The organism is Pseudoalteromonas sp. SG44-17 (assembly GCF_014164235.1).
Lineage (GTDB): Bacteria > Pseudomonadota > Gammaproteobacteria > Enterobacterales > Alteromonadaceae > Pseudoalteromonas > Pseudoalteromonas rhizosphaerae.
In genome coordinates this window covers 123,856-148,815 of sequence record NZ_JACJEV010000008.1, presented here as the reverse complement: position 1 = coordinate 148,815, position 24,960 = coordinate 123,856, and the positions used below count along the sequence as shown (strand labels likewise).

Genomic DNA, 24,960 nt, shown 5'->3' with positions numbered 1-24,960 from the left:
AGCTAGAACGCTTGTAACCCCTGCCATGCCAATTGCAGCGCAAGTAAGGTTAAAACAACCCGAAAAATACGTTTAAACTTAGCCGCAGAAATCCGCTGTAATAACTGTAAACCAAGCCACGTGCCAAGCGCACCACTGATGATCATTGCCGCAACTAAAGGCAACCACTGCCAAAACGAAAAACCTACAAAGCCATACAAAATAGCTTTAAAAGTATGTTGCACACTCATACAAGCGGAAAAAGTAGCGGTATATCTTAGCTTTTCATAATTATTAACATACAAACAACTGCCCACTAACGGGCCACTTGCGCCAACAAACATCGATAAAAATGTTGTCACAGCACCAGCTGTACTGCGCCATAAAGCTGAGGTTTCACGCAACTTTGGCGTCACTCCCCATAATAAATAAAGTACAAACCCTGCCACGACAATTTTCATCAGTTCAAGTGGAATACGGGTCACAATAGACGACGCAGCAAACGCACCAATAAGCCCACCGAGTGAAAAGTACGCAAACATACTTTTATCAAGGTGTTTAAAAGTCAGCATAAACCTATTGGCATTTGAGCCCAGCTGCACTAACCCATGCACCGGAATAACAATACTCATAGGCAATAACGATGCCATCACCACCAACAACATCAACCCGCCACCAGCACCAAAAGCCGCCGAAATCATCGACGTTACAGCCGACAAAATAATAAGCCCAATCACGCTGAGCGGCGTTAATAAATCGCCAGCTAAAAATTCCATGTAAGATCACTTGGCAAGTAAAACAGAATAATGACGTTAACATGAGTAAAAATAAGATGCGAGTACCTAAAGCACCAGCAAAATGAAGCGCTTATTTCAATAAAATAAAAATAAGCGATGAGCTATTAAAACAATAAAACACCTCGCCTTAAACATAAAAAAACCCACCAACCTGATTGCTCAAATTGGTGGGTTTTTTAGGGTTTTTAAATCAACGAATTTAAAAACCGATATTGGTGGAGCTGGGGGGATTTGAACCCCCGTCCGAAAAGCCTCAATTGTTACTTACCACCAATAAAAACAACAACTTACATAAAAATCAATCCGTTAAGGTCTTATTCAGTCTTGAAGTATCTTGTGTAATCTAGTGTATTTGGGCACAATGTGGACAAAGAATAATACTAAGATAGGGACTTCAATGATTTCTGAACTACACAATGTAATAATATCTTCAATAAAACGGAATGATAGAAATGGCAATGCAGAAGCAATAACAAAAAATGAAACCGATATTGCAACTTTATCAGACAACGTTGAGGAAAAGCTAACATCTATATTTAAAGGTTCAGGTATTTTGGTCGGTGATTTTTCTGTTGACGATGAAAATGGAAAGCCTTTAAGCTTTGAAAAGAATTTGAATAAATTTATACACTTAGACGGAGATTTCTCCATCAAAACACCAAATTTATTTGCGGAAAAAGTTTCAAAGTTACTTGCAGCTAAATTAAATTCTAAACAGGGTAAAATTGCAAATGATGGCTTTTTAGTAACCTATCTTTATTCAGAGACAGATATTGATGAAGATGAAGATGAAGATGAAGATAATTTAGAGCAGAAGTTCTACTTATGTCTGATTTTTCTACATCGGATATCTGGAACCGATATAGATGAAGATGAGTTAATATTTGAAGAAATCGAAAGGGTTAATTTAGATTCTCTTAATTTAGGTGCGAAAATTTCTTTAAATGACTGGGCTGAAGACGAAGACAGGGTTCTATCATTTAAACTAGGTAAAGGTACAGGTGCTGTTAGAGAGTATTTTAAAGAGTTTTTGGGTTGTTCAGAAACTAAAGACCATGTCGAGGATACGAATGCTTTAAAAGCAGCAATTGAAGAAATTTGTAAAGAGAAAGGAATTACCACAGAGCAGTCTAATGAAATGCTTCATCAGGTTCGTTTATACTGCTTAGATAGAATAAATAATCATTCTGATCAAAAAGTTAGTTTAGACGTAATTTCTAAAATGCTTTTCCCTAAAGCCGAGAACGCAGATACTGCAGACCGTTTTATGCAAATAGCACTAGACAACTATAGATTGGGAGATGAAATTACTCTTGATAAAACCACTCTAAGATCATTTGCTAAATTCTACGGTGAAACAAAAGATTACCGAGTTAGCTTCAAAAGAGAGGCATTAACTAATGGTAATGTAGAGTTTAATAAAAAAAGTAAAACTTTAACGTTTAAAAATCTTCCTGATGATCTGATTCAAGAGCTTAATAAAAGATGACAGCTCACTCAATTGAAAGCTCTATTTTAAATATTTTCCAAAAATACACCTTCGAATGGTGTGCAGAAAATGAGCGCTTCAATTTTACATTTTTTTATGACAATCAAGACTTCGACTCTTTTGATTTACTTCAAAAAAGTGGCCTTATGGAAAGTTCATTTAGCCAGCTTAGTTCCAAAACAAGAAAGAGGCCAACAACTTTAGACCAATTAAAACATGGAAATAAATATTCAGTCATTGTAAGTAGCTCAGAGGATATTCGATTATATCCATCATTTAAAGAGTTAATATTATCTAATCCAGTTGAATCTCCTGATCACTTTTTTATATTTGAGAACCCAAAAAAACCAATCATTTATAAGAATGGAGATGAAGTAATCATTTCATCTCCTTTAAAGCATTACTTAGAGATTTGTAAAATATGGAAATTATTAAGTAATAAAGCTGATGATTCCGATAACAACTCCATGCTTTTCTTGTATAGAAAAAAGCTGACAATAACATCACGTTACAATGAAGAAATGCTAGAAAGAGAGTTTGATGGGTTAACTAACTTCTGCGACACAATGGAAAATGACGACACAGATAAAACTGAAAAAAATCATATACTACAAAATGTTTTATTTAAATTTTTGTTTTGTGAAAAAGAAGAAGATCGGTTTTCATATCTACTAAGTAACTTTAGTAAGTTCGAAAATAGATTTGACGATGATTACCAAGCCTATATAGTTGGCTTTTCATTTAAAGAGCTTAGAGTTGAATATGAAGAAAAGTATAGGGAGTACATACAGTCAATTAATGAATCTATAAGTTCAGGTATTACAAAAACCTTTGCAATTCCAGCTTCTATTTACTTAACTTCAACAAGAGTACAATCTATCCAAACAGCAAGTGAAAAGAAAGCTGATGAGATATTTGCCGCCAACATAGGTATAGGCTTTATTTCTTTAGCAGTAACTGTATTTATTTTTTTGATGGTAATTAATGAATTGCATTCATTGAAGGCTTTACAATTTGAGTATAAAAGTTTGATGGAACGGTTAGAGGAAAAAAGTACACCAGCTTATAAAAAAGTAGAGCAATTATCTATCGCAATCAAAAACAGAATTACATTTGCAAGAAATGTGTTTCTTTTTATCGGTTCAATAACTGTGCTTCACAGCATAATTTCGATTGCTTGGGTATACAGCCGTAGTACCATTCACTATTCACCCAACTTACATTCCAACCCCATTCAGTGTATTACTAATTTTCTGACAGCTATAATTAAAGCTATTAGTTGGGCTATAAATTAAATTTAGACTTTGAACCAGTAAGTTAATTAAACTACTTAATTAACCTATTCTTGGCCCTAATCTAATTGCATCTTCTAAATGGCTTGGTGCAAAGTGTGCGTAAACCATCGTTTGCTCAATCTTTGCATGACCAAGTATCTGCTGTAGTACCAAAATATTACCTCCGTTCATCATAAAATGACTTGCGAAAGTATGCCTTAAAACATGGCTACACTGCCCTTTGGGTAAATTAATATCGGTTTTATTTACCGCCCTTTCAAAAGCTTTCCGACAATCAGCAAACAGTGGCCCTGACTTTTTAGGAATCTCATTAAACAGCTTTTCACTAATTGGCACAGTTCGGTTCTTTTTACCTTTGGTATTAATAAAGGTGATGCGGTAGCTATCGCCACGCTTAACATCTACTTTAGAGAATCATGAACTTGCCAATACCCCGTTTTTTTAGCGCCAATTCGTCTAATCAACCCTGCTTCTTTTAGAATTTTAATGCGCCTTTCAATTGTTCTTACTGATTTACTAAGCTCATCTGACAATTGCATATGTGTAATATGCGTATTGTTAGTTATTAGCTTAATAATTTTCTTGTCTAGAGCTGTGAGTTTTAAACCGTCATTTAAACCGTCATTTAAACCGTCATTTAATGGAGTGTTATTCGCTTCTAAGATTGCGTCATAAATCATCTGCAGCATAAACTCTATAAAAGGAGCACTATCGGTTTGGTGAGTACTTTGGCGAATCGCTAAATAGTAATTATCTTGATGTTGATACACCATGCTTTCTACAGGAATATTCACAAACACCTCATGCCACTTAGACAAAATTAGTGTTTGCCATAAACGCCCCATTCGCCCGTTACCATCAGAGAACGGGTGAATAAACTCAAATTCATAATGAAATACACAACTAGCAATGAGTGGGTGCACATCACTGTGTTTTAGCCATTGCAGTAAATCTGCCATTAGTTTTGGTACGCGCTCAGCTTGCGGTGCCATGTGTACAACTTGCTCACCGGACATCCCCCCTACGCCTTCTTGACGATACATACCCGCATCTTTAACTAAACCTTTCATCATCAACTGATGTGCTGCTAGTAGGTGTTTACTATTTGCTGGTTGCCATTTTGCAAGTGCATCGTAGGTACTGATTGCATTATGTGCTTCTTGTACTTCTTTAGGTGGTGCAATTATCCGTTTGCCATCAAGTATCGCGGTAATTTGCTGTTGTGTTAAGGTGCTGCCTTCAATTGCCAGTGACCCCTGTACAGTGCGCATACGATTAACTTTACGCAACCGCAGCAGTTTCTCTTGCTTTTGTTGTATGGTTAACCTTCCTATTTGCTCACTGATTTGCGCAACTAGGGTCAGTATTTTGTTGCTGAGGGTAAAAGGCGGTGTGTATTTAGGCATTATTTATATTCATTACTTAGGTAGTTAAATTGACTTGCGGTTATTAAAATAGCACTTTAAAACTTTATTTGTACAGAAAACCCGCTGTTTTATATAAATGAAATCCATAAAAAAACCCACCAACCTGATTGCTCAAATTGGTGGGTTTTTTAGGGTTTTTAAATCAACGAATTTAAAAACCGATATTGGTGGAGCTGGGGGGATTTGAACCCCCGTCCGAAAAGCCTCGACCGTCGGTACTACATGTTTAGTATTGTCATTTAATTAACCTTTAAGTCCCGGACAAACACGGTAAGTAAAGGCGAGGCCGCTTAGTTTTAGCGCTTCAACCCCGGCCAGGGTTTCCGTCGCGATCAGGTGTTAGGGTGACACTCCAAAATCCAGTCCACAAGAATACATGGAAGGAGCGCTAGCCAGCCTAAGCTGCTAGAGAGTAGTTATCGTCGTTTGCGATTACTTTAAATTGCGGCTTTTTAACGAGGCAAACCGCACCTCGACATGCACCTTGGGCTTCTTGAATTCCGTCGAATCCTAATCAGCCCCTGAATTAGTAAACTCATTCAGAGCGTGCAGCCAGTATAACCGAGTAACGCGCTGATACTCAAGGCCCTTTTATGCTTTATTTTATATTGCTATGGCGTTGCTGATTAAATATGCAAATATATGTTAATCCTCTTCATTGCACCAAACAATAAAATAACATTTACTTAACATTGCTTAGGGGTTATGCTCAGCAGCGTGTTAGTTTGAAAATACCCAAAAACGGTTTAGTCGAGCAGCATGTAAATTAAAGCATCTAAATAAAAATAATAAAAACAGGCATATTACATAGGAAATCGATAAATGTCGTTGTTTATACATAACCCTGTAACGGGTTTTGTGTCACTGCTTGAGCACCCTAAAAATAGTGGTTTCCCAGTGACTAGCGCGCAACTTATTGAGTTAATCGAACAGTCCCCGTTCGCTGATTTCGATATAGTCAGTGCAAATATTGGTAAGTTATTCTCACCGAGCAAAAACTATCAGGATGATTCTTTAATTGTTGCTCGTGCACTCGATGCGTCGATATTCATTCAGGTTGATGAAAAAAATATGGTCGCTGAAGCCACATTAACCACTGCTAAAGGTGGGGCCTTAATGTCGATTGACAAGGCTCGCGAAGTACTCGTTGATGCTGGCGTATTACATGGCATTAGCACTCGTGCACTGGACAATTTTTTAGGTCAGCAATTTGACAAGCCTGCGGGTGTTTCCTATAGAGCGATTGTTGCTCATGGTCGTAGACCAAAAGAAGGCAGCGACGCTAAATTTGTACGTTTGTGCGCTACAGCACAAGATCGTGTATTGAGTCCACAAGCAAAAGAAGGTGGTAAGGTCGATATGCGCAATTTAGGCGCGATCATCACTGTAAAACCGGGCACTCCTCTAATGCAGCGTGTTGCTGCAACTCCTGGGGAAGATGGTTATACGGTATTTGGTGATGTGCTGCCCGCCATACCAGGTAAAGATCTACCATTACAACCATTTGAAGGCACTAAACTCGATCCAACTAATCCCAATGTACTGATTGCAGATTGTAAAGGTGTGCCTGTCGCCCTCCCTCGTGGCATGCGCGTTGATGACGTGTTGTGTTTTGATAATGTTGATATTGGCACCGGTCATGTTGATTTTGACGGCAGCGTAATTATCAGTGGCGATATAAAAGATGGTATGCACGTGCGTGCCAGTGGTGATATCACGGTATTGGGATTTGTTGAATCAGGCCAGATCGAAAGTGCCAGTGCGGTCACAATTATGCTCGGTGCAATTGGTCGTAAGCGTGAAAATGACGAAGCGTTTACTTGCAAAATTAAAGCCGCTCGGACTATTTCAATTGGCTATGCCCAGTATTGCCATATTCATAGCGAACAAGATCTCTTTATTGAACGACAAGCATTACATTGTGACTTGAGTGCTCGGCGGTTGATCCGCGTTGGTAAAGCAAATAATCCGCGCGGTAAAATTATTGGCGGCAATATTTTAGATGCCATGCGAATTGAAACCGGAGAGCTAGGTGCCCCATCGGGCACAAAAACCCGAGTTTTCATCGCGCAGTATTGGCATGACTTGAGACAAAAACAATTGCAAATTGCCGATTTTGAAAAACTGTTAGCCACTAAATCCGCAGCATTAAAGCAAGCACGTAAAAAAGCAGTTAAAATTCCAGCACCAGCAAAACGACAATTATTTTTAGACAAAATTAGTGCCAGCGAGCAACAAATTAATATTCGTATTGCCAACACCAAACGTAAAAAACATCTAGTAAAACAAAAAATAGCACAGCTTTTAGCTACTAGCCGTTTAAAAATTAATGAGTTAATGCATCCCGGTGTGGAGCTAAAAATCGCAAAAGATTCAAAACACTTTTCGCGTATTTATCCGCCCCACTTAGTTAAAATGAGCGAAGGTAAAATTACTCAGTCGTTTTAACGGCTGAGTCTTCGTTGTCACCAGCTTGCTCTGCATCTTCCGGCACTTCTGCAGCTAAAGGCCAGCCACCCAGCTGTTGCCAACGATTAACTATCAAACAATATAGCTCTGCCGTACGTTCGGTGTCATATAATGCTGAATGAGCCTGTTTGTTGTCAAATTCAATGCCAGCTGCACGACATGCTTTAGCAAGTACCGTTTGACCAAGTGCCAAACCCGCTAATGAGGTTGTGTCAAAACTAACAAACGGATGAAATGGCGTACGCTTAATATTATTACGTTCTATTGCTGCATTTAAAAAACCATGGTCGAACGCCGCATTATGAGCCACTATGACTGAACGTTGACAACCCGCAGCTTTTTGAGCTTTACGTACCACTTTACAAATTTCTTTGATCGCTTCCTCTTCAGATACTGCGCCACGTAATGGCGAGAAAGGATCAATACCATTAAAATCAATAGCGGCTTGTTCAATGTTTGCGCCTTCAAATGGCTCAACATGAAAATGCACAGTATGATCAATACTGAGTAGGCCTTCATCATCCATTTTTAATACTGACACCGCAATTTCTAACAGTGCATCGGTTACTTTATTAAAGCCTGCAGTTTCAACATCAATAACCACCGGGAAAAAGCCACGAAAGCGTTTTGCGAAAAGAGTTTGTTCAGTATTTGCCATAGTATTCTTGGTTTGCCAGAGTAAGCTGGCTATTATGTCAAAAATCATAGTGGCTAGGCTAGCGCTTTACAGATTAAATTAACACTTACATTTAGGCATATAACTTGCTTTACTTAACTAGAACTAGAGCTAGCTAACGACACCTTGATGACTGTTAGCCTCTGTAAATGCAGCTTTTGCCAAGATATTGGCGTAATAAATTGTTGGAGATCCCGTAATGAAGCTTTCAATGCTGTTTATCAGTCTAAGCATTGCAACTGCATGCCTTTCAGATACGGCCAGCGCTGCAATGCGCCAGTACACAGCCACGGCAGATAACTCACAATGGGAAGTTGTAAAAACAACTCGCTTACAATGCCAATTAAATCATGAAGTTCCATATTATGGCGAAGCTATTTTCAGCGCTACCGCGAGCAAAAATAAAGACCTGCTATTTAACTTGGATATGGTTGTCCGTCCTGACAATTACAGTATTGCTGGTTTAAAAGCAGTCCCGCCAATCTGGCGAGCAGGTTTACCAGCACGTGATATTGCTGACATGAAATTACTACGAAAATTTGACGGCGAACTGGGTAACAAAACGGCATGGGAAATGTTGACCGAGCTTGAAAAAGGCTACCAACCTACTTTTTATTACCAAGACTGGCAAAATAGTGCCGATAAAATTGCCGTTGGCTTATCGAACATTAATTTTAAACAAGCCTATTGGGCATTTTTACAATGCCGCGATGAATTACTGCCATACAGCTTTGAAGATATTTCCTTCACGATTATGAATTATCAACCAAATACCAGTAAACTTACTAAATCATCAAAACAACGTTTAGATAAAATTGCTGAGTATTTAAAGTACGATACGACGATTGCGGCTATTTCGATTGACTCATACACAGATAGCTACGGTGGTCGTTGGAACAACTTAGAGCTGTCTAAAAAACGAGCTCAAGCGATCAAAGAATATATGGTGAGCCTAGGAATTGATGAAACTAAAGTTGAAACGCAAGGCTTTGGTGAAAAACGTCACGTAGCGACTAACGATAATATTTTGGGCCGCGATAAAAACCGCCGCTTAGTGATACAAATTGAGAAAATGTAGCTAAAAGAAGTAATGCCTTTTAGCTACATGACGACTGTTGTTAAGGGTTAAGCTTTTTAAACGTGGCTCTTTTTTTCAACCAACCATCACCAAACTGAAACACCGCTAAGCTCAGTAATATGATGGCAGCGCCAATAAGTAATTGTTGATCAATTGCTTCATTATTTAACCAGCCCCCTAAGCCAATCGCAAAGCTTGGTGTGATCAAGGTGGTTAGCGCCACGGTACTAGCTGGTAATTTTTGTAACACATGAAAATAAGCAAGCGAACCAACCAATGAGCCAAACACGCCCAAATACACAATTGACCACAGTGATTTTACTGTCCACGTACTCGTATTGAGCTCACCATCGAACAACCACCAAGTAATAAAAAATAAGGGCGTAACAAATACTAATGCACCAAATGTGGTCGCCATTGGATGAATAGCAATTTTTATTCGCTTGATCATCACCCCACTTAAACTAAAAAAGCACACAGCCATAAATACGTAAGCTAAACCCTGCATTTGCATCAATGAGCCTTGCATGTGTTTTTCACTTACCAAAAATAACCCCAATAGCGCAAATGCTAACGCAATTAGTTTAACAACGCTGAATTTTGGCTCGTTGAGTAATCGCTGTGCTAATAAACCAGATAAAATTGGTGCCAGACCAAACATTAATGATATCAGCCCTGATGGAACTGTTTTAGCTGCCATATAACTCAACAGCATGCCACCATATATGCCGATACTCGAATAACCATACAAAAAACACGCACGACGGTGCCAAGGGACACGAATATTAGCAATCGCCACAACTAATGCAGCCAGCACTAATCCTATCGACATCCGTAACAATACCGCGAGCGTTGGTGTAACAGACTCACTGCTCCAAACAATTCCCAAAGGCGTTGTTGACCAAATTAAGACCATTAAAAAATATGATGCTTTAACGCTCACAAGCGGATCCTTTTAGCAAAGTGGCGATAACAAAGAGGAAGGAGATACAGCACTAACCGCTTTGAAATCGCGGTTAGTAAAAAACAACTTAACCGCAGCGCAGCAATGGGCGCACAACTGATAGATTCAGCCATGGGCGCATGGTTAGGGCTCGGTTAACTTGTTGCATGTAAATAGTATTCTAAATAATAAATTGAATTTATAGAAATAGCAGAACTGGTTAATAAGTCAACTGCTAGAGTGGTTTTTATACCAAAAACTGACTTCACAATGATGGCTTGTAAATCATAAGTTACATTTAATTTCTTTGATTTGTAACAAAACTATTTAAGTTTGTGCCAACTAGTTATATCTTGCCTGCCTCTCACGATGTTTTAGGGGCAAAAAGTGCTTAAAAATAAAACAATAGGCAGCATGTTAATTGTTGCAGGTACCACTATCGGCGCAGGGATGTTGGCGCTACCAATCGCTTCTGCGGGACTTGGCTTTACAACCGCATTAGCATTAATTATTTCAATATGGGCGTTAATGACTTATACCGCATTATTAATGCTCGAATTACATCAACATGCTGATCGCGATGCCACGCTAAATACGTTAGCAAAATCATGGTTAGGTAAACGCGGCCAATATCTGGCTAATTTTTCGGTGATGTTTTTATTCTATGCGCTTTGCTCAGCTTACATTGCAGGTGGTGGTGCGCAACTACAAGAAAAAATAAATAACGGCTTTAGCCTCGATATTGCTCCGCAAGTAGGTTCAATCATTCTAGCGATTGTAATAGGCACAGTTGTTACCTTAGGCACCAGTAAGGTCGATAAGCTAAACCGAGTGTTATTTAGCATCAAAATTGTGGTACTGGCGAGCTTATTTTATATGTTAACCCCGTATGTTCATGGCCAACATTTACTCGAAATGCCCATTGAACAAGGCCTTATTTTATCAGCTATTCCTGTGGTATTTACCTCTTTTGGTTTTCATGGTTCGATCCCATCGATCGTTAAATATGTTGGTTTAGATATTAAAACCTTACGCCGTGTCATGATTGCCGGAGCAGCTTTACCGCTGGTTATTTACATTTTTTGGCAGTTGATCAGCCAAGGTATGATGAGTCAAGCTGAATTACTAAAAAGCTCTGGCTTACCAGGCTTTGTGGCAAGTATTGCCAGTATCGCTAATAACGCAGCTGTTGCCACTGCAGTTAACCTATTTGCAGACTTAGCACTGGCAACATCATTTTTAGGGGTGAGCCTAGGATTATTTGATTTCTTTGCTGATGCCTTTAAAAAAGGAGATGGTAATAAAGATCGGATAAAAACAGCCCTCATTACTTTTATCCCGCCATTAGGATTTGCATTGTTTTACCCACAAGGTTTTATTATGGCGCTTGGCTATGCAGCTATCGCTTTAGTCGTACTAGCAGTGTTTTTACCCGTAGCAATGGTTTATAAGCAGCGTAGCAGCGATAAAGGCGGCTATACAGTGCGTGGTGGTAATTTTGGTCTGGCAGTAGCGGCGCTTTGCGGCGTGCTTATTATCAGCGCCCAAGGGCTGCAGATGGCAGGTTTAATCCCCGCGATAGGTTAATGCAAAAAGGCACCTAAATGGTGCCTTTTGGTATTTTAACTAACTTGAGTTAGATTAAACATGTGTTTAACTCAATCATCAAGCTTTGCAAATAGCTTTGGCAAATCTTGCTCTGCTATAGGCGGGCTGTAGTAATAACCTTGCACTATAAAGCAGTTATTGTTTTGTAAAAACTCCACTTGCTCTATAGTCTCAACGCCTTCGGCTACCACATTCAATTTTAGCTTTTGTGCCATCGCTATAATTGCCGCAGTGATCTCCATGTCATTTGGATCATCCGGTATATCTTTAACAAACGAGCGATCAACTTTTAAAATATCAACCGGAAAACGTTTTAAGTAGCTCAATGACGAATAACCCGTGCCAAAGTCATCTATCGATATTGACACCCCAAGCGCTTTTAACTGATGTAATTGCGAAATTGCCGCTTCCACATTCCCCATTAGCATGCTTTCGGTTAATTCCAGGTGTAACTGCTTAGCCGGCACCTTGGTTTTCTTAATAATCGATGCCAACAACGGCACTAACTTAGCATCTTTAAACTGACGAGCAGAGAGGTTAATCGAAATATTATTTTCTCGCCCTTGCGCTGCTAATCTTGCTGCAAATTCACACGCTTCTTGTAGCACCCAAGCACCTAACTCAACTATTAAACCTGTTGCCTCAGCTATTGGGATAAACTTGGTAGGCGGGATCATCCCTTCAGTTGGGTGGAACCAGCGGATCAAGGCTTCATAACCGACCACATGCTGCGTGCGACTATCAACTTGTGGTTGATAAAAAATCACAAATTGCCGAGCTTTGATTGCTAAGCGCAGTTCATTTTCAATAAACAGCCGCTCATTCGCAGCGGCATCAAGTTCTTGACTATAAAAGTGATAAGTATTGCGCCCTTTAGCTTTGGCCTCATACATAGCTAAATCAGCGTGTTTTAATAACTGGTCTTCTTCTTGGCTATCATATGGTGCCATTGTGATGCCAATACTAGCACTAATAATGACCTCGTTATTGCCAAGCATAATTGGCACATTCAATGTTTTTTGAATAGTGTTAGCGACATCCATTGCATGCTCTTGACGCTCAATACCACTAAGTAAAACTGCAAACTCATCGCCACCTAAACGGGCAATTGTATCTTCCGCACGCAGTCGTTTTTTCAAACGGTTAGCAACTTCAACTAATAGCTGATCACCGGCATCATGACCAAGTGTGTCGTTAATACGCTTAAACTCATCTAAATCAAAATAGAATAAAGCAAACGCATAATGGCCACGCTCTGCAAGCGCCATTGACTTACGTAATTGCATTCTAAAGAAAGTACGGTTAGCCAGCCCTGTTAAGGTGTCGAAATAAGCCAATTGCTCCATTTTTCGCTGGCTTTCTTTAACAAACGAAATATCCTGTGCTGAGGCAACATAACTGGTGATGCTGCCACCGTCTTCGCGAATTGGTGAGATACTGAGCGATACCCAGATTGGCTTTTTATCTAAACCTTGGATCAAAGTATCGCCACGCCAATAATTTCGGCTGCGTAAATCGATATCAATGTCATCAACCAAAATAGCCATTTCTTTGGCGATAATGCTTAATAACGGTGACTGCATAAAATGGTTTTCTTCAAACCCAGTCATTTCTAACATTTTTGGATTGACGTATTCAATCACGAAGTTTTGATCGGTGATCACTACGCCTGTGCCTGAGAAAGCAACTGCTTTAGATAATCGGTTAGCGGCTTTTTCGGCAATTTCTTTTTCTGTAATACGCTGATTCAGACCATCAATAAGCTTACGAATTTCAATCGCCATATCGCGAAAAGAACCATTTAAAGTACCAATTTCATCTTTGTTTTCTTTTGGAAATTCAATTTGTAAGTGCCCTTTGCCAAAACTGGTTACCGCATAAACTAAAGAATGAATACGGCGTAAAACGAGTTGGTAAAGTGCTTGATGTAATAACAGTGCGACTAAAATGGCATATAAAATAAACAATCCAAAAAACTTCACCTTTAGCTCTTCAAGCGCTGAAAGTGCTGATGAACGTTTTTTGTAAATACCAATATACCAGTCTAAATTATCAACTTTACGAATATTAATGATGTGCGTTTCACCATCTTGTACAAAAGAGTCTGCGTATTCTGGTAAATGCATTTTGATAGTCTGATTGATCAGCTCTTGTAGATCGCCATTAACAAAATCATGAGTACGTAATGGTTTGCCTGCTTTACCGTAGGTTTCGTAAAGGTTTTTATTCAGATCAGGATGAGCAAGTAATTGCCCTTGGCTATCAAAAACAAATAAGTGCTGCTCCTTGTCACCGATCGGTAATTGCGAAATAAGCGTATCGAGTGCTAAATCGCTGCCAGTAACACCTAAAAATTCATTTTCAAGATAAACTGGCACCAGTAAACTCACCACCCATTTATGCCAAATTTTATCGTAGTAAACTTTAGACCACACAGCCGAACGGGTTGGATTAAGCGCTTCTTTAGCGTAATTAAAACTTTGATTATCAATAAACTGATGAGAGCCTGGAACATTCAGAGCCCAATTAGGTGGCGCAATACGGATAAAATTATCTTTGGTGATTAAATAAAAGTTAAAGAAATCTTGGATCAAGGTAGGCGCTACGATTTTCCATAACGATTCAGAATCATTAATGAGTTTTTTATAAAAAGGTGAGTACTTATCTTGTGGCATAAAAGCCGCAGATAAACCATCATCAGAGGCGCTGCGAATACTGCCATCGGGGTCAAAGCTGAGCTGCGCACTTTGGCTACTGAGCAATTGCGAGGAATTATAGAATAATTGGCTAGAGACGACGTTATTCGCTTGCTCCGCAATATTAATTTTGGTTTTCACCAGAGTATTAAATTGACGGATCAGACGTTCGCTGGAATGCTTGAGAACTTCATGTTCTTCAAATACCAATTGTTTTTCTTCTGATTTTAGCATCAACACCGCCGCACAGATCCCAGCAATTAAACAAATTGCCGAAATTAACAGCGAAAGCTTCATACTCAACGAATTTACACCAAAGCGTGATGGTGGGCGTCTATACACCACAGGACAACCTTATTTTTAATAATTATTTTTATTTAAATTCACCTAAATAAATATACCAGATCCCTATTTAGATTTATAAATTTTTCGTTGAAATTACTGAAAAAATCCCATATCAAAAATAAACTATCCTTTGGCGGCGATAAAACCCGCTAGAGTGTTGACTTTATAGCCCACTCTCCATACATTAAGAGTATGAATATAATATTTTCGCAATTACATTTTTCGTTTTTTAGCTTCTTTAGATAGAAGAGGCTTACCTGTTTGCGAGATTAAATCAACCGAATAGCAAAGCCTCCCAATTGGGAGGCTTTTTTGTTTTTATTACCCAAAAGGTAATTTTTTGGAATGAGGAACCCAAAAATGACTAATGATGTACTTAATTCACTTAGACACGATATCAATGAAATTGATTCTGACCTATTAGTGCTATTAGCAAAACGTCGCCGTATTAGCCACGGCGTTGTAGAATATAAGATTGCTAATAATAAACCGATACGTGATGAGGCCCGTGAACTTGCCTTGTTAGAGAAACTCATCGGTTATGGTAAGTCTCTTGGTTTGGACGCTTATTATGTGAATAACGTTTTCCAAACAATTTTAGAAGATTCAGTACTTAATCAACAAGCCATGTTACAGAAGAACTTAAACCCAGATGCTATGAGTGAAACACACCGTGTTGCTTATTTAGGTGGTCAGGGTTCATACAGCCAACTTGCTTGTCATAAATATTTTAGCCGTCGCCCAGGTAAACTTGTTGAAATGGGCTGCTCTAGCTTTGAGCAGATCACTGGTAAAGTTGAAAATGGTCAAGCAGATTTTGGCTTATTACCCATTGAAAACACCAGCTCAGGCAGTATTAACGAAGTGTTTGATTTACTGCAACACGCACAAGTCTCCATCGTTGGTGAAGTAACCCACAGTGTTGAACATTGTTTACTGGTCACACCGGGTACTGAGCTTAGTCAGATCAGTAAGATTTTTGCTCACCCGCAACCATTCGCTCAATGTAGTCGCTTTTTACAAGGCTTAGGTGATATTCAACATGAAACCTGCGATTCAACCTCAAGCGCTCTGCAATTAGCATTAGATACCCCTAATAGCGCAGCAATTGGTTCAGCTCAAGCGGGTAAAAATGTGGGTTTAGAAGTAATTAAATCAGGCCTTGCGAATCAACGTGAAAATCATAGCCGTTTTATTGTGGTTGCCCGTAAGCCTCTTTATGTATCAAAACAGATCCCGACTAAAACCAGTTTAATTATGGCAACCAAGCAACAAGCAGGTTCTTTGGCTGATGCATTGATGATTTTCAAAGAACACAATATCAACTTAGTAAAACTAGAATCACGCCCAGTCCCAGGCAACCCGTGGGAAGAAGTATTTTATGTGGATTTAGAAGCAAACCTGGTTGATAACCATGTTAAACAAGCCTTAGAAGAGCTAAAAGAGCACACCCAATATGTACGCGTACTGGGCTGTTACCAAAGTGAATCGCTGCAAGCTGTGAATATAGAAAGTTAAGCGCTAAGTAAAATATAAAAAAGGGCTAAAATTAGCCCTTTTTCATTATCTACTTTTCACACAGCGGTTATCAATCAAGTACTTTCGCATCGTTAGCTTTGTTTAACAGGCTGCGACTTTGCGTTAAGAAATGCGCAGTAGCATCTGAAAAATATGCTTTTGCATCCGCAAATGAATCAATTAAAGCGGCCTTATCACCCGCTTTTAATTTGGCCAAGGTACTTGCAAACGTGTCTTGGTATTGTGCAAGTAATGGCTCTACGTTATCAAATTGCGCTAGCATGATGTCAGAATAAAGCTCTGGTGATTGTGCGAATAAGCGCCCTACCATCATCAACTCTAATTGGTAAATCGGTGACGAACAACTGCGGAGCTCTTCGAGGGTATGACCTTGTTTTGCTAAAAACTGGCCGTATACAAAAGTGGTTAAATGGCGCATAACCTGAATAATTTGCATAGCTTCATCGTGCTTTTGCGCATCGAGTTCAACAAGTTGACAGCCCCACACTTGCAGTTGCGATAATAAACCTTGGGCAATCTCATGGTTACGGCCTTCGCAAACCACCACTGTTTGCTTTACCCAATGAGAAATATCAGGACCAAACATTGGATGTAAACCGACTACAGGACCGCTATGCACTGCTTTTAATACTTTTAACGGTGCTTGCTTAACTGAAGTAATATCAACTAATAAACAATCATCATCGAGCTTAGGTAAGGCAGTGACCACTGTTTCTAAGGCATTAATTGGCACACTGATCATCACCAGTTTTGCACCTGCTAATATTTCTTGCGCGTTACTTTGCTGTTCTTTGTCGAGTATTCTAACTTCATACCCTGAGCGGATAAATTGCTGAGCAAACAATTGCCCCATAGCGCCTTGACCACCAACAATCACAATAGGTGATAACTGTGGCGCGCTACATGCTAATTTAGCCTGTTGATTTTGGTAAGCTTCGCGCATCATACGGCGTAGGATATCTTCCACCAATTCAGGATTAACACCTTGGTTAATCGCTTCTTGGCGACGGGCAGCTAATAAAGTAGCTTCACGGTCAGGCGCATGCAGTGGCGCACCCGTTTGTTGTTTGATTGCGCCGATCTGCTCGGTAATACTATTACGTCTAGCCAGCAGTGCAACCAACTGGGCATCACATTCATCGATCCCCTCTCTTAACTTATCTAACTCTTTTATATCCGCCACGCGACTACCACCTTAGAAACTGCAATTTCGTACATTTAAATTTACATAAAAGTAAACTAATCAATACGATAAATACTAACAGGATCGCTTAGTTGTTAAAAGGCTAAATAAGCAAAAGAATGGGATTTGGGATTTGGGATTTGAGTTTTAAGTACTAAGCCATAAGTTATAAGTTGGCCGAGTTGTATTTGATTTATGAGTAATTCTTGGATGGGTATTTTTTTACTGGACTTCTCTGTGCTCTAATCAAGTTATGGTGATCACTTTAACGTTGAGCAATCTTAATCTTTTAACTTTACCCTTTAACCTCACTAGCCTTCTAATTCGATAACTTTACCCTAACTAACTTACTATCTCTAAAAACCAAAACGGGTTGCAGCCCGAAGGTTGCAACCCGTTTTTTTGCGTTGATAAACAGCGCGTATTAGTTAAGTTTTTCTCTAATACGTGCAGATTTACCAGAACGCTCACGTAGATAGTAAAGTTTCGCACGGCGAACTGCACCGCGACGCTTAACTGCTACGCTATCGATAAGAGGGCTGTGCGTTTGGAATACACGCTCAACACCTTCACCGTTCGAAATTTTACGAACTGTGAATGCTGAGTGAAGACCACGGTTACGCTTAGCGATTACAACACCTTCAAAGGCCTGTAGACGCTCTTTAGCACCTTCTTTTACTTTTACCTGTACAACCACTGTATCACCAGGGCCAAATGCAGGTACGTCTGTTTTAAGCTGCTCATCTTCAAGCGCTTTAATAATATTTTGGTTTACTTTTGCCATTATGTTTCTCACTTTCCTAGGTGTAACTGTCTTCTAGCCACAAGCTTTTTGGTACTCTTGCTGAAATTTCGCGAGTAATACCGCTTGCTCCTCAGTCAGAGCTAGGTTATGCAACAAGTCAGGACGGCGTAACCAAGTTCTGCCTAATGACTGCATCAGCCGCCATTTTGCTATCTCTTGGTGGTTTCCGCTGAGTAATACAGCAGGCACCTGTTTGTCGTCCAATGTTTCTGGCCGTGTATAGTGAGGACAATCCAGCAAGCCATCCGAAAATGAGTCTTGCTCTGCTGACTGGTTGTGTCCTAATACGCCCGGCACTAATCGCGCTACTGCGTCAATTAATGTCATGGCTGGTAGTTCACCACCACTCAAAATAAAATCACCAATTGACCATTCTTCGTCAACGTATGATTCTATTATTCTCTCGTCTATACCTTCATAGCGACCGGCAATTAAAATCAGTTTTTTAGAGCTTGCGAGTTCGCTTGCCCCTTGCTGATCTAATTTGCGCCCTTGCGGGGACATATAAATTACTTTTGCACCATCGCCTGCCGCCTGTTTGGCGTCAAGAATGGCTTGCTTTAGTGGTTCAACCATCATTAACATACCTGGACCGCCCCCGTAAGGACGATCATCCACGGTCCTATGCTTATCAATAGCATAATCTCGTGGGTTCCAGCAGTTAAAGTCGATCAGACCATTTTTTACTGCTCGACCAGTTACACCTTGCGTTGTAATGGCATCAAACATGTCCGGGAAAAGGCTGATAACCCCTACCCACAACGAACTCGTTTGACTCATTAAAAGCCAGGATCCCAGTCTACTGTAATTTCTTTTACATCGTGCTTAATCTCTTTGATAACTGAATCAGTTAAAAACGGAATTAAACGCTCTGCTTGGCCAAATGCATCTTTATTGTTTGCTTTCACAACCAATACGTCATTTGAGCCTGTCTCCATCAGGTCATCAACTATGCCTAAGTCATAACCTTTATCGGTTACAACAGACATGCCAATGAGATCTCGCCAATAGAACTCACCTTGCGGGAGTTCTGGTAATTGCGCTGCATCCATTGAGATTTCTGCATGGGTATAAGCCATTGCTTCGTCTCGATCGTTTACTTGCGCAAATTTAGCGATAAAGCCTTTGTTGTGGCGACGCCAGTCGACCACTTCTAAGGTCTGCCATTTACCTTGCTGCCCTATCAACCACGGGCTGAAATCGAAGATCCCTATGGGATCATCAGTAAATGAATGTACCTTAAGCCAGCCCTTTATACCATATGGGGCACCGAGCTTTCCTACGACAATTATTGATGAGGTGTTCTCTTGACTCATGGTTACACTTACGCCTATTAAGCCGCTTTACGAGCGTCTTTAACTAACTTATTTACGCGATCTGAAAGAGATGCGCCCTGACCTACCCAGTGTTCTACACGAGATAAATCTAAACGTACTTTTTCTTCTTGACCACTAGCAATTGGGTTAAAAAAGCCTACTTTCTCGATGAAGCGACCGTCACGCGAGAAACGGCTATCCGCAACCACAATTTGATAGAAAGGGCGTTTTTTAGCGCCACCACGTTGCAAACGAATAGTTACCATACCGTCCTCTAAATAGATTGACTGTTTTCATTAATAAGATTTACTCCCCAGTATGGGGAGCTGGGGAATTGTACGAGTTTTTAGCAACAATGCAAGTAAGAAGTGACTCGAAATGACTGTTAAGTTGATTAAACTATGATCTACGCGTTAAATCAGGCTATATAGAACTTTCAACGCATAATTTATCTACAAAAAAAGAGGCTATTTGCCTCTCTTTTTAGTTAACTGACTCGCTACATCAGCATGGCGTCAGTTAAAACATTAAAATTTAGGGCCACCGCCACCCATCATTCCTGGTGGTAACATGCCTTTCATGCCGCGCATCATTTTCATCATGCCGCCTTTACCTTTCATTTTTTTCATCATTTTTTGCATCTGCGTAAACTGTTTTAACAGCTTATTGATCTCTTGTACTTGCGTACCAGAGCCCGCTGCAATACGCTTTTTACGAGAGCCTTTAATGATCTCTGGACGTGCACGCTCTTTTTTCGTCATTGAGCTGATGATCGCTTCCATCTGAATAAAGGTTTTATCACCCATCTGACCTTTCACTGCATCAGGCAGGTTTTGCATACCAGGTAATTTATCAAGCATTGACATCATGCCGCCCATGCTTTTCATTTGCTTTAATTGATCAGCAAAATCATCAAGAGTAAATCCATCACCTTTAAATACTTTTTCAGCAACTTTTGCAGCTTGCTCTTTATCGACTTTCATTTCGACTTCTTCGATCAATGAAAGTACATCCCCCATACCAAGTATACGCGATGCGATACGATCTGGATGGAAAGGCTCAAGCGCATCAGTGCGCTCACCAACACCCATAAACTTAATAGGTTTGCCGGTAATATGACGGATTGATAGTGCAGCACCACCGCGCGCATCACCATCAGTCTTGGTTAGTATCACACCGGTCAGAGGTAATGCTTCATCAAACGCTTTGGCAGTATTGGCAGCATCTTGACCTGTCATGGCATCAACCACAAACAAGGTTTCGATTGGGTTAATAGCATGATGAAGATTTTTAATCTCGTCCATCATGTCATTATCAACATGCAAACGACCTGCGGTATCAACTAATACAACATCGATAAATTTCTTTTTCGCATGAGAAATAGCAGCCTTTGCAATATCAACCGGCTGTTGTGAAATATCACTTGGGAAAAACTCAACACCTACTTCATCGGCCAGTGTTTCCAACTGTTTAATAGCCGCAGGACGATAAACGTCGGCACTGACTACTAATACTGATTTCTTTTTACGTTCTTTTAAAAATTTGGCAAGCTTAGCAACACTGGTCGTTTTACCCGCACCTTGCAGACCCGCCATCATTACAACGGCTGGCGGTTGTGCGTTTAGGCTCAACTCTTCGTTTGCTTCACCCATGGCTTTTTCAAGCTCTTCGCGAACGATTTTAATGAACACTTGCCCAGGACTTAGGCTCTTAGTTACTTCAATACCTACCGCGCGCTCTTTAACTTGTTTAACAAACTCACGAACAACGGGTAAAGCGACGTCGGCTTCTAAAAAAGCCATACGCACTTCGCGTAGTGTATCTTTTATATTGTCTTCAGTAAGGCGTCCACGGCCGCTGATATTCTTTAAGGTTTTACCTAATCGTTCTTGGAGGTTCTCAAACATGTAAAGGTTCCGATCAAACGTGATATACCAATTTCCCAAACAACGTTATTGCCGCAAGTTTAGCACTTACTATTAATAGCGCTGATTTCATATAATCAGTATTAATAAAATTTTAATTAAAAACAGTATACCGTAAATGGTGGCGCACAATACAGTGTTCAAGTGAGCTGTTTGAGTTTCTTTTTACAAACTCTATGCATTTGCCTCACTATAAAATACAATGCCCTTACTCTAACAAGGAATATTTGACTCAAATTGAGTGGCCCAAGCACTATGCTGATTATTAGTTTAACTATTATTGCCAGTTTATTTTATATCTTCGCGACGTCTCACGTGCTGTCTCGGTTATTTCACCAACAAGGTCCGAGCCAAAAGCTGACGGTTATCCTCAGCACGGTGGCAATTTTAGCGCACATGTTATTACTGGTGAATTCAGTGTTTCGCGCCGATGGCCAAGATTTAAGTATTGTTAATGTATCACTATTAACCTGCTGGGTGATTGTGGTCTCTGTCACTACGGTGTCATTAAAATTCCCTGCCACATTATTACTGCCTGTTGTCTATGGCTTTGCTGCTTTGCTAACAATTGCCAGCTTATTTATCCCGCATCATATTTTATTGCAAAGTATTGATGTTGAAATAGGTTTAGTCACTCATATTTCGCTTTCCCTGCTTGCATACTGTGTGTTAATTATTGCCACTTTATATGGCGTACAGTTTTACTTTATTGATAAACGTTTAAAACGAAAAGACTTAGCGATTGTGCATAGCCATTTACCGCCATTAATGGTGGTTGAACGCCAACTCTATCACTTATTAACGCTAGGCACGGTTTTGTTAACCTTAGCGTTATTATCTGGTTTTATTTTTCTTGATGGCATGTTTGCTAGTGAATTTATTCATAAAACTGTTTTATCATTAATTGCTTGGGCTATGTTTGCAACGGTGACAATTGGTCACTTAAAGCAAGGCTGGCGTGGGAAACCGGTCGTACTAGCTATCATGGCTGCTGCTTTTGTTTTAACGCTGGCTTATTTTGGCAGTCGTTTTGTGCAAGAGGTGATCCTGAATAAGTTTTAACTTGACTCAGGCAGCTCACTCCCGCTTAATACGCATTGGTTAAATAAAAAAGGATCCTTCTTTGGACGACATCTCTACAAGTGTTTTGTTTATAATACTTGGAATACTCATACTTTGTTCTGCATATTTTTCTGGTTCTGAAACGGGCATTATGTCAATTAACAGAATCCGCTTACGCCACCTTGCTAAAGAAAATCACCGCGCAGCAAAGCGTGTCAACAAACTTTTGAGCCGTCCTGATAGACTTATTGGCCTTATCCTCATCGGTAATAACTTGGTGAATATTGCTGCCGCGCAGGTTGCAACCATTATCGGTATTCGTTTATATGGTGATTTAGGTATCGCTATTGCCACTGGCGCACTAACTTTAGTAGTGCTTATATTTGCAGAAGTAACGCCTAAAACGCTAGCTGCGCTTTACCCTGAAAAAGTTGCCTTTCCTAGTTCGGTGATACTCAAAGGGTTACTAAAAATTCTCTTTCCATTTGTCGTCGTCGTTAACTGGATGACCAATGGCATATTACGCCTATTTGGTATTAGTGCTGCACAAATAGATGAGCACAGCATGAGTAAAGAAGAATTAAAAACGGTGCTGAATGAATCGGGTGCGCTGATCCCCGCGCGTCACCAAAGTATGTTGACCTCCATTTTAGATTTAGAGCAAGTCACTGTCGAAGATATTATGATCCCGCGCAACGAAATTGTTGCCATTGATATCAATGATGACTGGAAACTAATTAGTAAACAGCTTACCCATGCACAACACACGCGAGTACTTTTATATCGTGACCAAATTGATGATGCGGTAGGCTTTATTCACTCACGGGATGCACTGCGGTTATTAACGAAAGAGCAATTTGATAAACCATCATTGCTTCGCGCAGTTCGTGAGATTTATTTTATTCCTGAAGGTACGTCGCTCAATACTCAGCTATTTAAATTTCAGCAATCAAAAGAGCGTATCGGTTTAGTAGTTGATGAATATGGTGATATTCAAGGATTAGTTACCCTCGAAGATATTCTTGAAGAAGTGGTCGGTGACTTTACCACTACGCAAACACGTACTCCAAGTGAAGAAGTTGTGTCACAAGATGATGGCTCATTTTTAGTTGATGGCGGTGCTAACGTACGCGATCTAAACAAAGAAATGGATTGGGAGTTCCCTCTTGATGGCCCGAAAACATTAAGTGGCTTAATTGTCGAATACTTAGAAGACATTCCTGATGCCAACTTGAGTTTGCGTATTGCAGGCTATCCGATTGAAGTTGTTGAAGTAAAAGAGAACATGATCAAACTGGTGCGCATTCAAGCGAACAAGCGCAAAATATAAGCAATATCTGTAGAGTAACCTATGGTTACTCTACTCCCTCAGCTCATCCCCGCAACAAATTTTTTGTTCATTATTCTCTATAAAGTGTTAATTATTAGGCTATTATATTTGTAACTTTATAGATGTGGAAAATGCAATGGAAGATATCTCTATCGAGACCCTGTACACCAAAGCGATTGAAATGCTAATGACCTATGGCCCTCGATTTTTATTGGCAATCTTTGTTTTAATTGTTGGTTGGTGGTTTGTTGGCCGTATTGCCAGTATGGCTGAAAAATCAATGGCAAAGGTAAAATTTGAAGCCGGATTAAGTCATTTTTTGGTCTCCTTCTTATCGGTTATTTTAAAGTTGCTATTACTGATCTCAGTCGCATCAATGATTGGTATAGAAACAACCTCGTTCATTGCTATGCTCGGTGCTGCAGGCTTAGCGGTCGGTATGGCATTACAAGGCAGCCTAGCGAATTTCGCCGGTGGTGTGCTGATCTTATTTTTTAAACCATTTAAAATTGGTGATGTCATTGAAGCCCAAGGCTATATGGGTAAAGTGGTTGAAATTCAAATATTTGTTACCGTACTACTCACTTATGATAATGAAAAAATTATTATCCCAAATGGTGCACTTTCTAATGGCTGTGTAAAAAACAAGTTTGCAGAACCAACTCGCCGCGTCGATATTGAGTTTGGTATTAGCTACAGTGATGATGTGCTTAAAGCGCGAGAAGTACTAATGGGCGTGTTAAATAGCTACGAGTTAGTACTCAAAGATGAAGCAAAACAACCGGTTGTGCATGTAAGTCAGCATGGCGATAGCCATATCGGCATGTTAGTCTGGGCATGGGTTGATTCTGAAAATTACTGGCCAGTGTATTTTGGTTTATACGAACGCGTTAAAATTGCCTTCGATAAAGAAAATATTACCATTCCATTCCCACAGCGCGATGTACATATTCATCAATTCCCAGGGAAATAAACTAATACTAAAAAGCCCGCTGTGC

General features: G+C 39.9%; 20 protein-coding genes, 1 other RNA gene and 1 pseudogene. 9 read left to right on the top strand and 13 right to left on the bottom strand.

The window, feature by feature from the left end; all coding sequences use genetic code 11:
* Positions 1–2: 2 nt before the first annotated feature.
* The gene (locus H5182_RS08400; RefSeq protein WP_182734375.1) at positions 3–755 is read right to left on the bottom strand and encodes a sulfite exporter TauE/SafE family protein; all 753 of its coding nucleotides are present in this window, start codon (positions 753–755) and stop codon (positions 3–5) included.
* 418 nt (positions 756–1,173) lie between these two features.
* Here H5182_RS08400 and H5182_RS08395 point away from each other — a divergent pair, with 418 nt between their 5' ends.
* Both H5182_RS08395 and H5182_RS08390 read left to right on the top strand, forming a co-directional pair.
* On the top strand, positions 1,174–2,265 hold the full coding sequence (locus tag H5182_RS08395) for a nucleoid-associated protein (RefSeq protein WP_182759876.1): 1,092 nt from the start codon (positions 1,174–1,176) through the stop codon (positions 2,263–2,265).
* Complete coding sequence (locus tag H5182_RS08390; protein WP_182759875.1) at positions 2,262–3,560, top strand: hypothetical protein; 1,299 nt, start codon at positions 2,262–2,264, stop codon at positions 3,558–3,560. Before H5182_RS08395 ends, H5182_RS08390 begins: the two co-directional genes overlap by 4 nt.
* A gap of 39 nt (positions 3,561–3,599) precedes the next feature.
* On the opposite strand, the pseudogene H5182_RS08385 reads toward H5182_RS08390, so the two are convergent.
* The 3 genes and pseudogenes from H5182_RS08385 to ssrA all read right to left on the bottom strand — a co-directional run.
* Positions 3,600–3,941, bottom strand: a pseudogene (locus H5182_RS08385) (tyrosine-type recombinase/integrase); the annotation flags it as partial.
* 20 nt (positions 3,942–3,961) lie between these two features.
* The gene (locus H5182_RS08380) at positions 3,962–4,966 is read right to left on the bottom strand and encodes a Fic family protein (protein WP_182759874.1); all 1,005 of its coding nucleotides are present in this window, start codon (positions 4,964–4,966) and stop codon (positions 3,962–3,964) included.
* Positions 4,967–5,152: 186 nt separating this feature from the next.
* Positions 5,153–5,509, bottom strand: a transfer-messenger RNA (tmRNA) gene (ssrA, locus tag H5182_RS08375).
* Between the two features lie 300 nt (positions 5,510–5,809).
* Between ssrA and H5182_RS08370 the strand changes: the two genes are divergently transcribed.
* Positions 5,810–7,435 (top strand): DUF342 domain-containing protein, encoded by a 1,626-nt coding sequence (locus tag H5182_RS08370; protein ID WP_182759873.1) that lies wholly within the window; start codon positions 5,810–5,812, stop codon positions 7,433–7,435.
* On the opposite strand, the gene rnt is transcribed toward H5182_RS08370, so the two are convergent.
* Complete coding sequence (gene rnt, locus H5182_RS08365; protein WP_145237162.1) at positions 7,419–8,114, bottom strand: ribonuclease T; 696 nt, start codon at positions 8,112–8,114, stop codon at positions 7,419–7,421. The genes H5182_RS08370 and rnt overlap by 17 nt on opposite strands.
* A gap of 217 nt (positions 8,115–8,331) precedes the next feature.
* Here rnt and H5182_RS08360 point away from each other — a divergent pair, with 217 nt between their 5' ends.
* The gene (locus tag H5182_RS08360; protein WP_145237165.1) at positions 8,332–9,210 is read left to right on the top strand and encodes an OmpA family protein; all 879 of its coding nucleotides are present in this window, start codon (positions 8,332–8,334) and stop codon (positions 9,208–9,210) included.
* Between the two features lie 40 nt (positions 9,211–9,250).
* On the opposite strand, the gene H5182_RS08355 is transcribed toward H5182_RS08360, so the two are convergent.
* Positions 9,251–10,153, bottom strand: a complete 903-nt coding sequence (locus H5182_RS08355; RefSeq protein ID WP_145237168.1) for a DMT family transporter — start codon at positions 10,151–10,153, stop codon at positions 9,251–9,253.
* 387 nt (positions 10,154–10,540) lie between these two features.
* Between H5182_RS08355 and H5182_RS08350 the strand changes: the two genes are divergently transcribed.
* Positions 10,541–11,740 carry an aromatic amino acid transport family protein gene (locus tag H5182_RS08350; protein ID WP_145237171.1) on the top strand — a complete coding sequence of 400 codons (1,200 nt, stop codon included), beginning with the start codon at positions 10,541–10,543 and terminating at the stop codon, positions 11,738–11,740.
* Between the two features lie 71 nt (positions 11,741–11,811).
* Here H5182_RS08350 and H5182_RS08345 read toward each other — a convergent pair whose 3' ends face one another.
* Complete coding sequence (locus H5182_RS08345) at positions 11,812–14,802, bottom strand: EAL domain-containing protein (RefSeq protein ID WP_145237174.1); 2,991 nt, start codon at positions 14,800–14,802, stop codon at positions 11,812–11,814.
* A gap of 360 nt (positions 14,803–15,162) precedes the next feature.
* Between H5182_RS08345 and H5182_RS08340 the strand changes: the two genes are divergently transcribed.
* Positions 15,163–16,320, top strand: coding sequence for a chorismate mutase (locus H5182_RS08340; RefSeq protein WP_145237178.1), 1,158 nt, complete (start codon positions 15,163–15,165; stop codon positions 16,318–16,320).
* Between the two features lie 70 nt (positions 16,321–16,390).
* Here H5182_RS08340 and tyrA read toward each other — a convergent pair whose 3' ends face one another.
* The 6 genes from tyrA to ffh form a co-directional block, all read right to left on the bottom strand.
* Positions 16,391–17,524 carry a bifunctional chorismate mutase/prephenate dehydrogenase gene (tyrA, locus tag H5182_RS08335; protein ID WP_145237181.1) on the bottom strand — a complete coding sequence of 378 codons (1,134 nt, stop codon included), beginning with the start codon at positions 17,522–17,524 and terminating at the stop codon, positions 16,391–16,393.
* A gap of 424 nt (positions 17,525–17,948) precedes the next feature.
* Positions 17,949–18,308: a 50S ribosomal protein L19 gene (gene rplS, locus H5182_RS08330; protein WP_002962189.1), complete on the bottom strand. Its 360-nt coding sequence runs from the start codon at positions 18,306–18,308 to the stop codon at positions 17,949–17,951.
* Positions 18,309–18,341: 33 nt separating this feature from the next.
* Positions 18,342–19,109, bottom strand: a complete 768-nt coding sequence (gene trmD, locus H5182_RS08325) for a tRNA (guanosine(37)-N1)-methyltransferase TrmD (RefSeq protein WP_145237185.1) — start codon at positions 19,107–19,109, stop codon at positions 18,342–18,344.
* Positions 19,109–19,645: a ribosome maturation factor RimM gene (gene rimM, locus H5182_RS08320; protein WP_145237188.1), complete on the bottom strand. Its 537-nt coding sequence runs from the start codon at positions 19,643–19,645 to the stop codon at positions 19,109–19,111. Before rimM ends, trmD begins: the two co-directional genes overlap by 1 nt.
* 17 nt (positions 19,646–19,662) lie before the next feature.
* A complete protein-coding gene (rpsP, locus tag H5182_RS08315; protein WP_145237191.1) occupies positions 19,663–19,911 on the bottom strand; it encodes a 30S ribosomal protein S16 in 249 nt (82 codons plus the stop codon).
* A 261-nt stretch (positions 19,912–20,172) separates the two neighbouring features.
* Positions 20,173–21,552, bottom strand: coding sequence for a signal recognition particle protein (gene ffh / locus H5182_RS08310; protein WP_145237194.1), 1,380 nt, complete (start codon positions 21,550–21,552; stop codon positions 20,173–20,175).
* A 273-nt stretch (positions 21,553–21,825) separates the two neighbouring features.
* On the opposite strand from ffh, the gene H5182_RS08305 reads away from it, so the two are divergent.
* From H5182_RS08305 to H5182_RS08295, 3 genes are all read left to right on the top strand, one after another.
* Positions 21,826–22,632, top strand: coding sequence for an inner membrane protein YpjD (locus H5182_RS08305; RefSeq protein ID WP_145237197.1), 807 nt, complete (start codon positions 21,826–21,828; stop codon positions 22,630–22,632).
* Between the two features lie 61 nt (positions 22,633–22,693).
* A complete protein-coding gene (locus tag H5182_RS08300; RefSeq protein WP_145237200.1) occupies positions 22,694–23,962 on the top strand; it encodes an HlyC/CorC family transporter in 1,269 nt (422 codons plus the stop codon).
* Between the two features lie 136 nt (positions 23,963–24,098).
* Positions 24,099–24,935, top strand: coding sequence for a mechanosensitive ion channel family protein (locus H5182_RS08295; RefSeq protein WP_145237203.1), 837 nt, complete (start codon positions 24,099–24,101; stop codon positions 24,933–24,935).
* Positions 24,936–24,960: the final 25 nt, after the last annotated feature.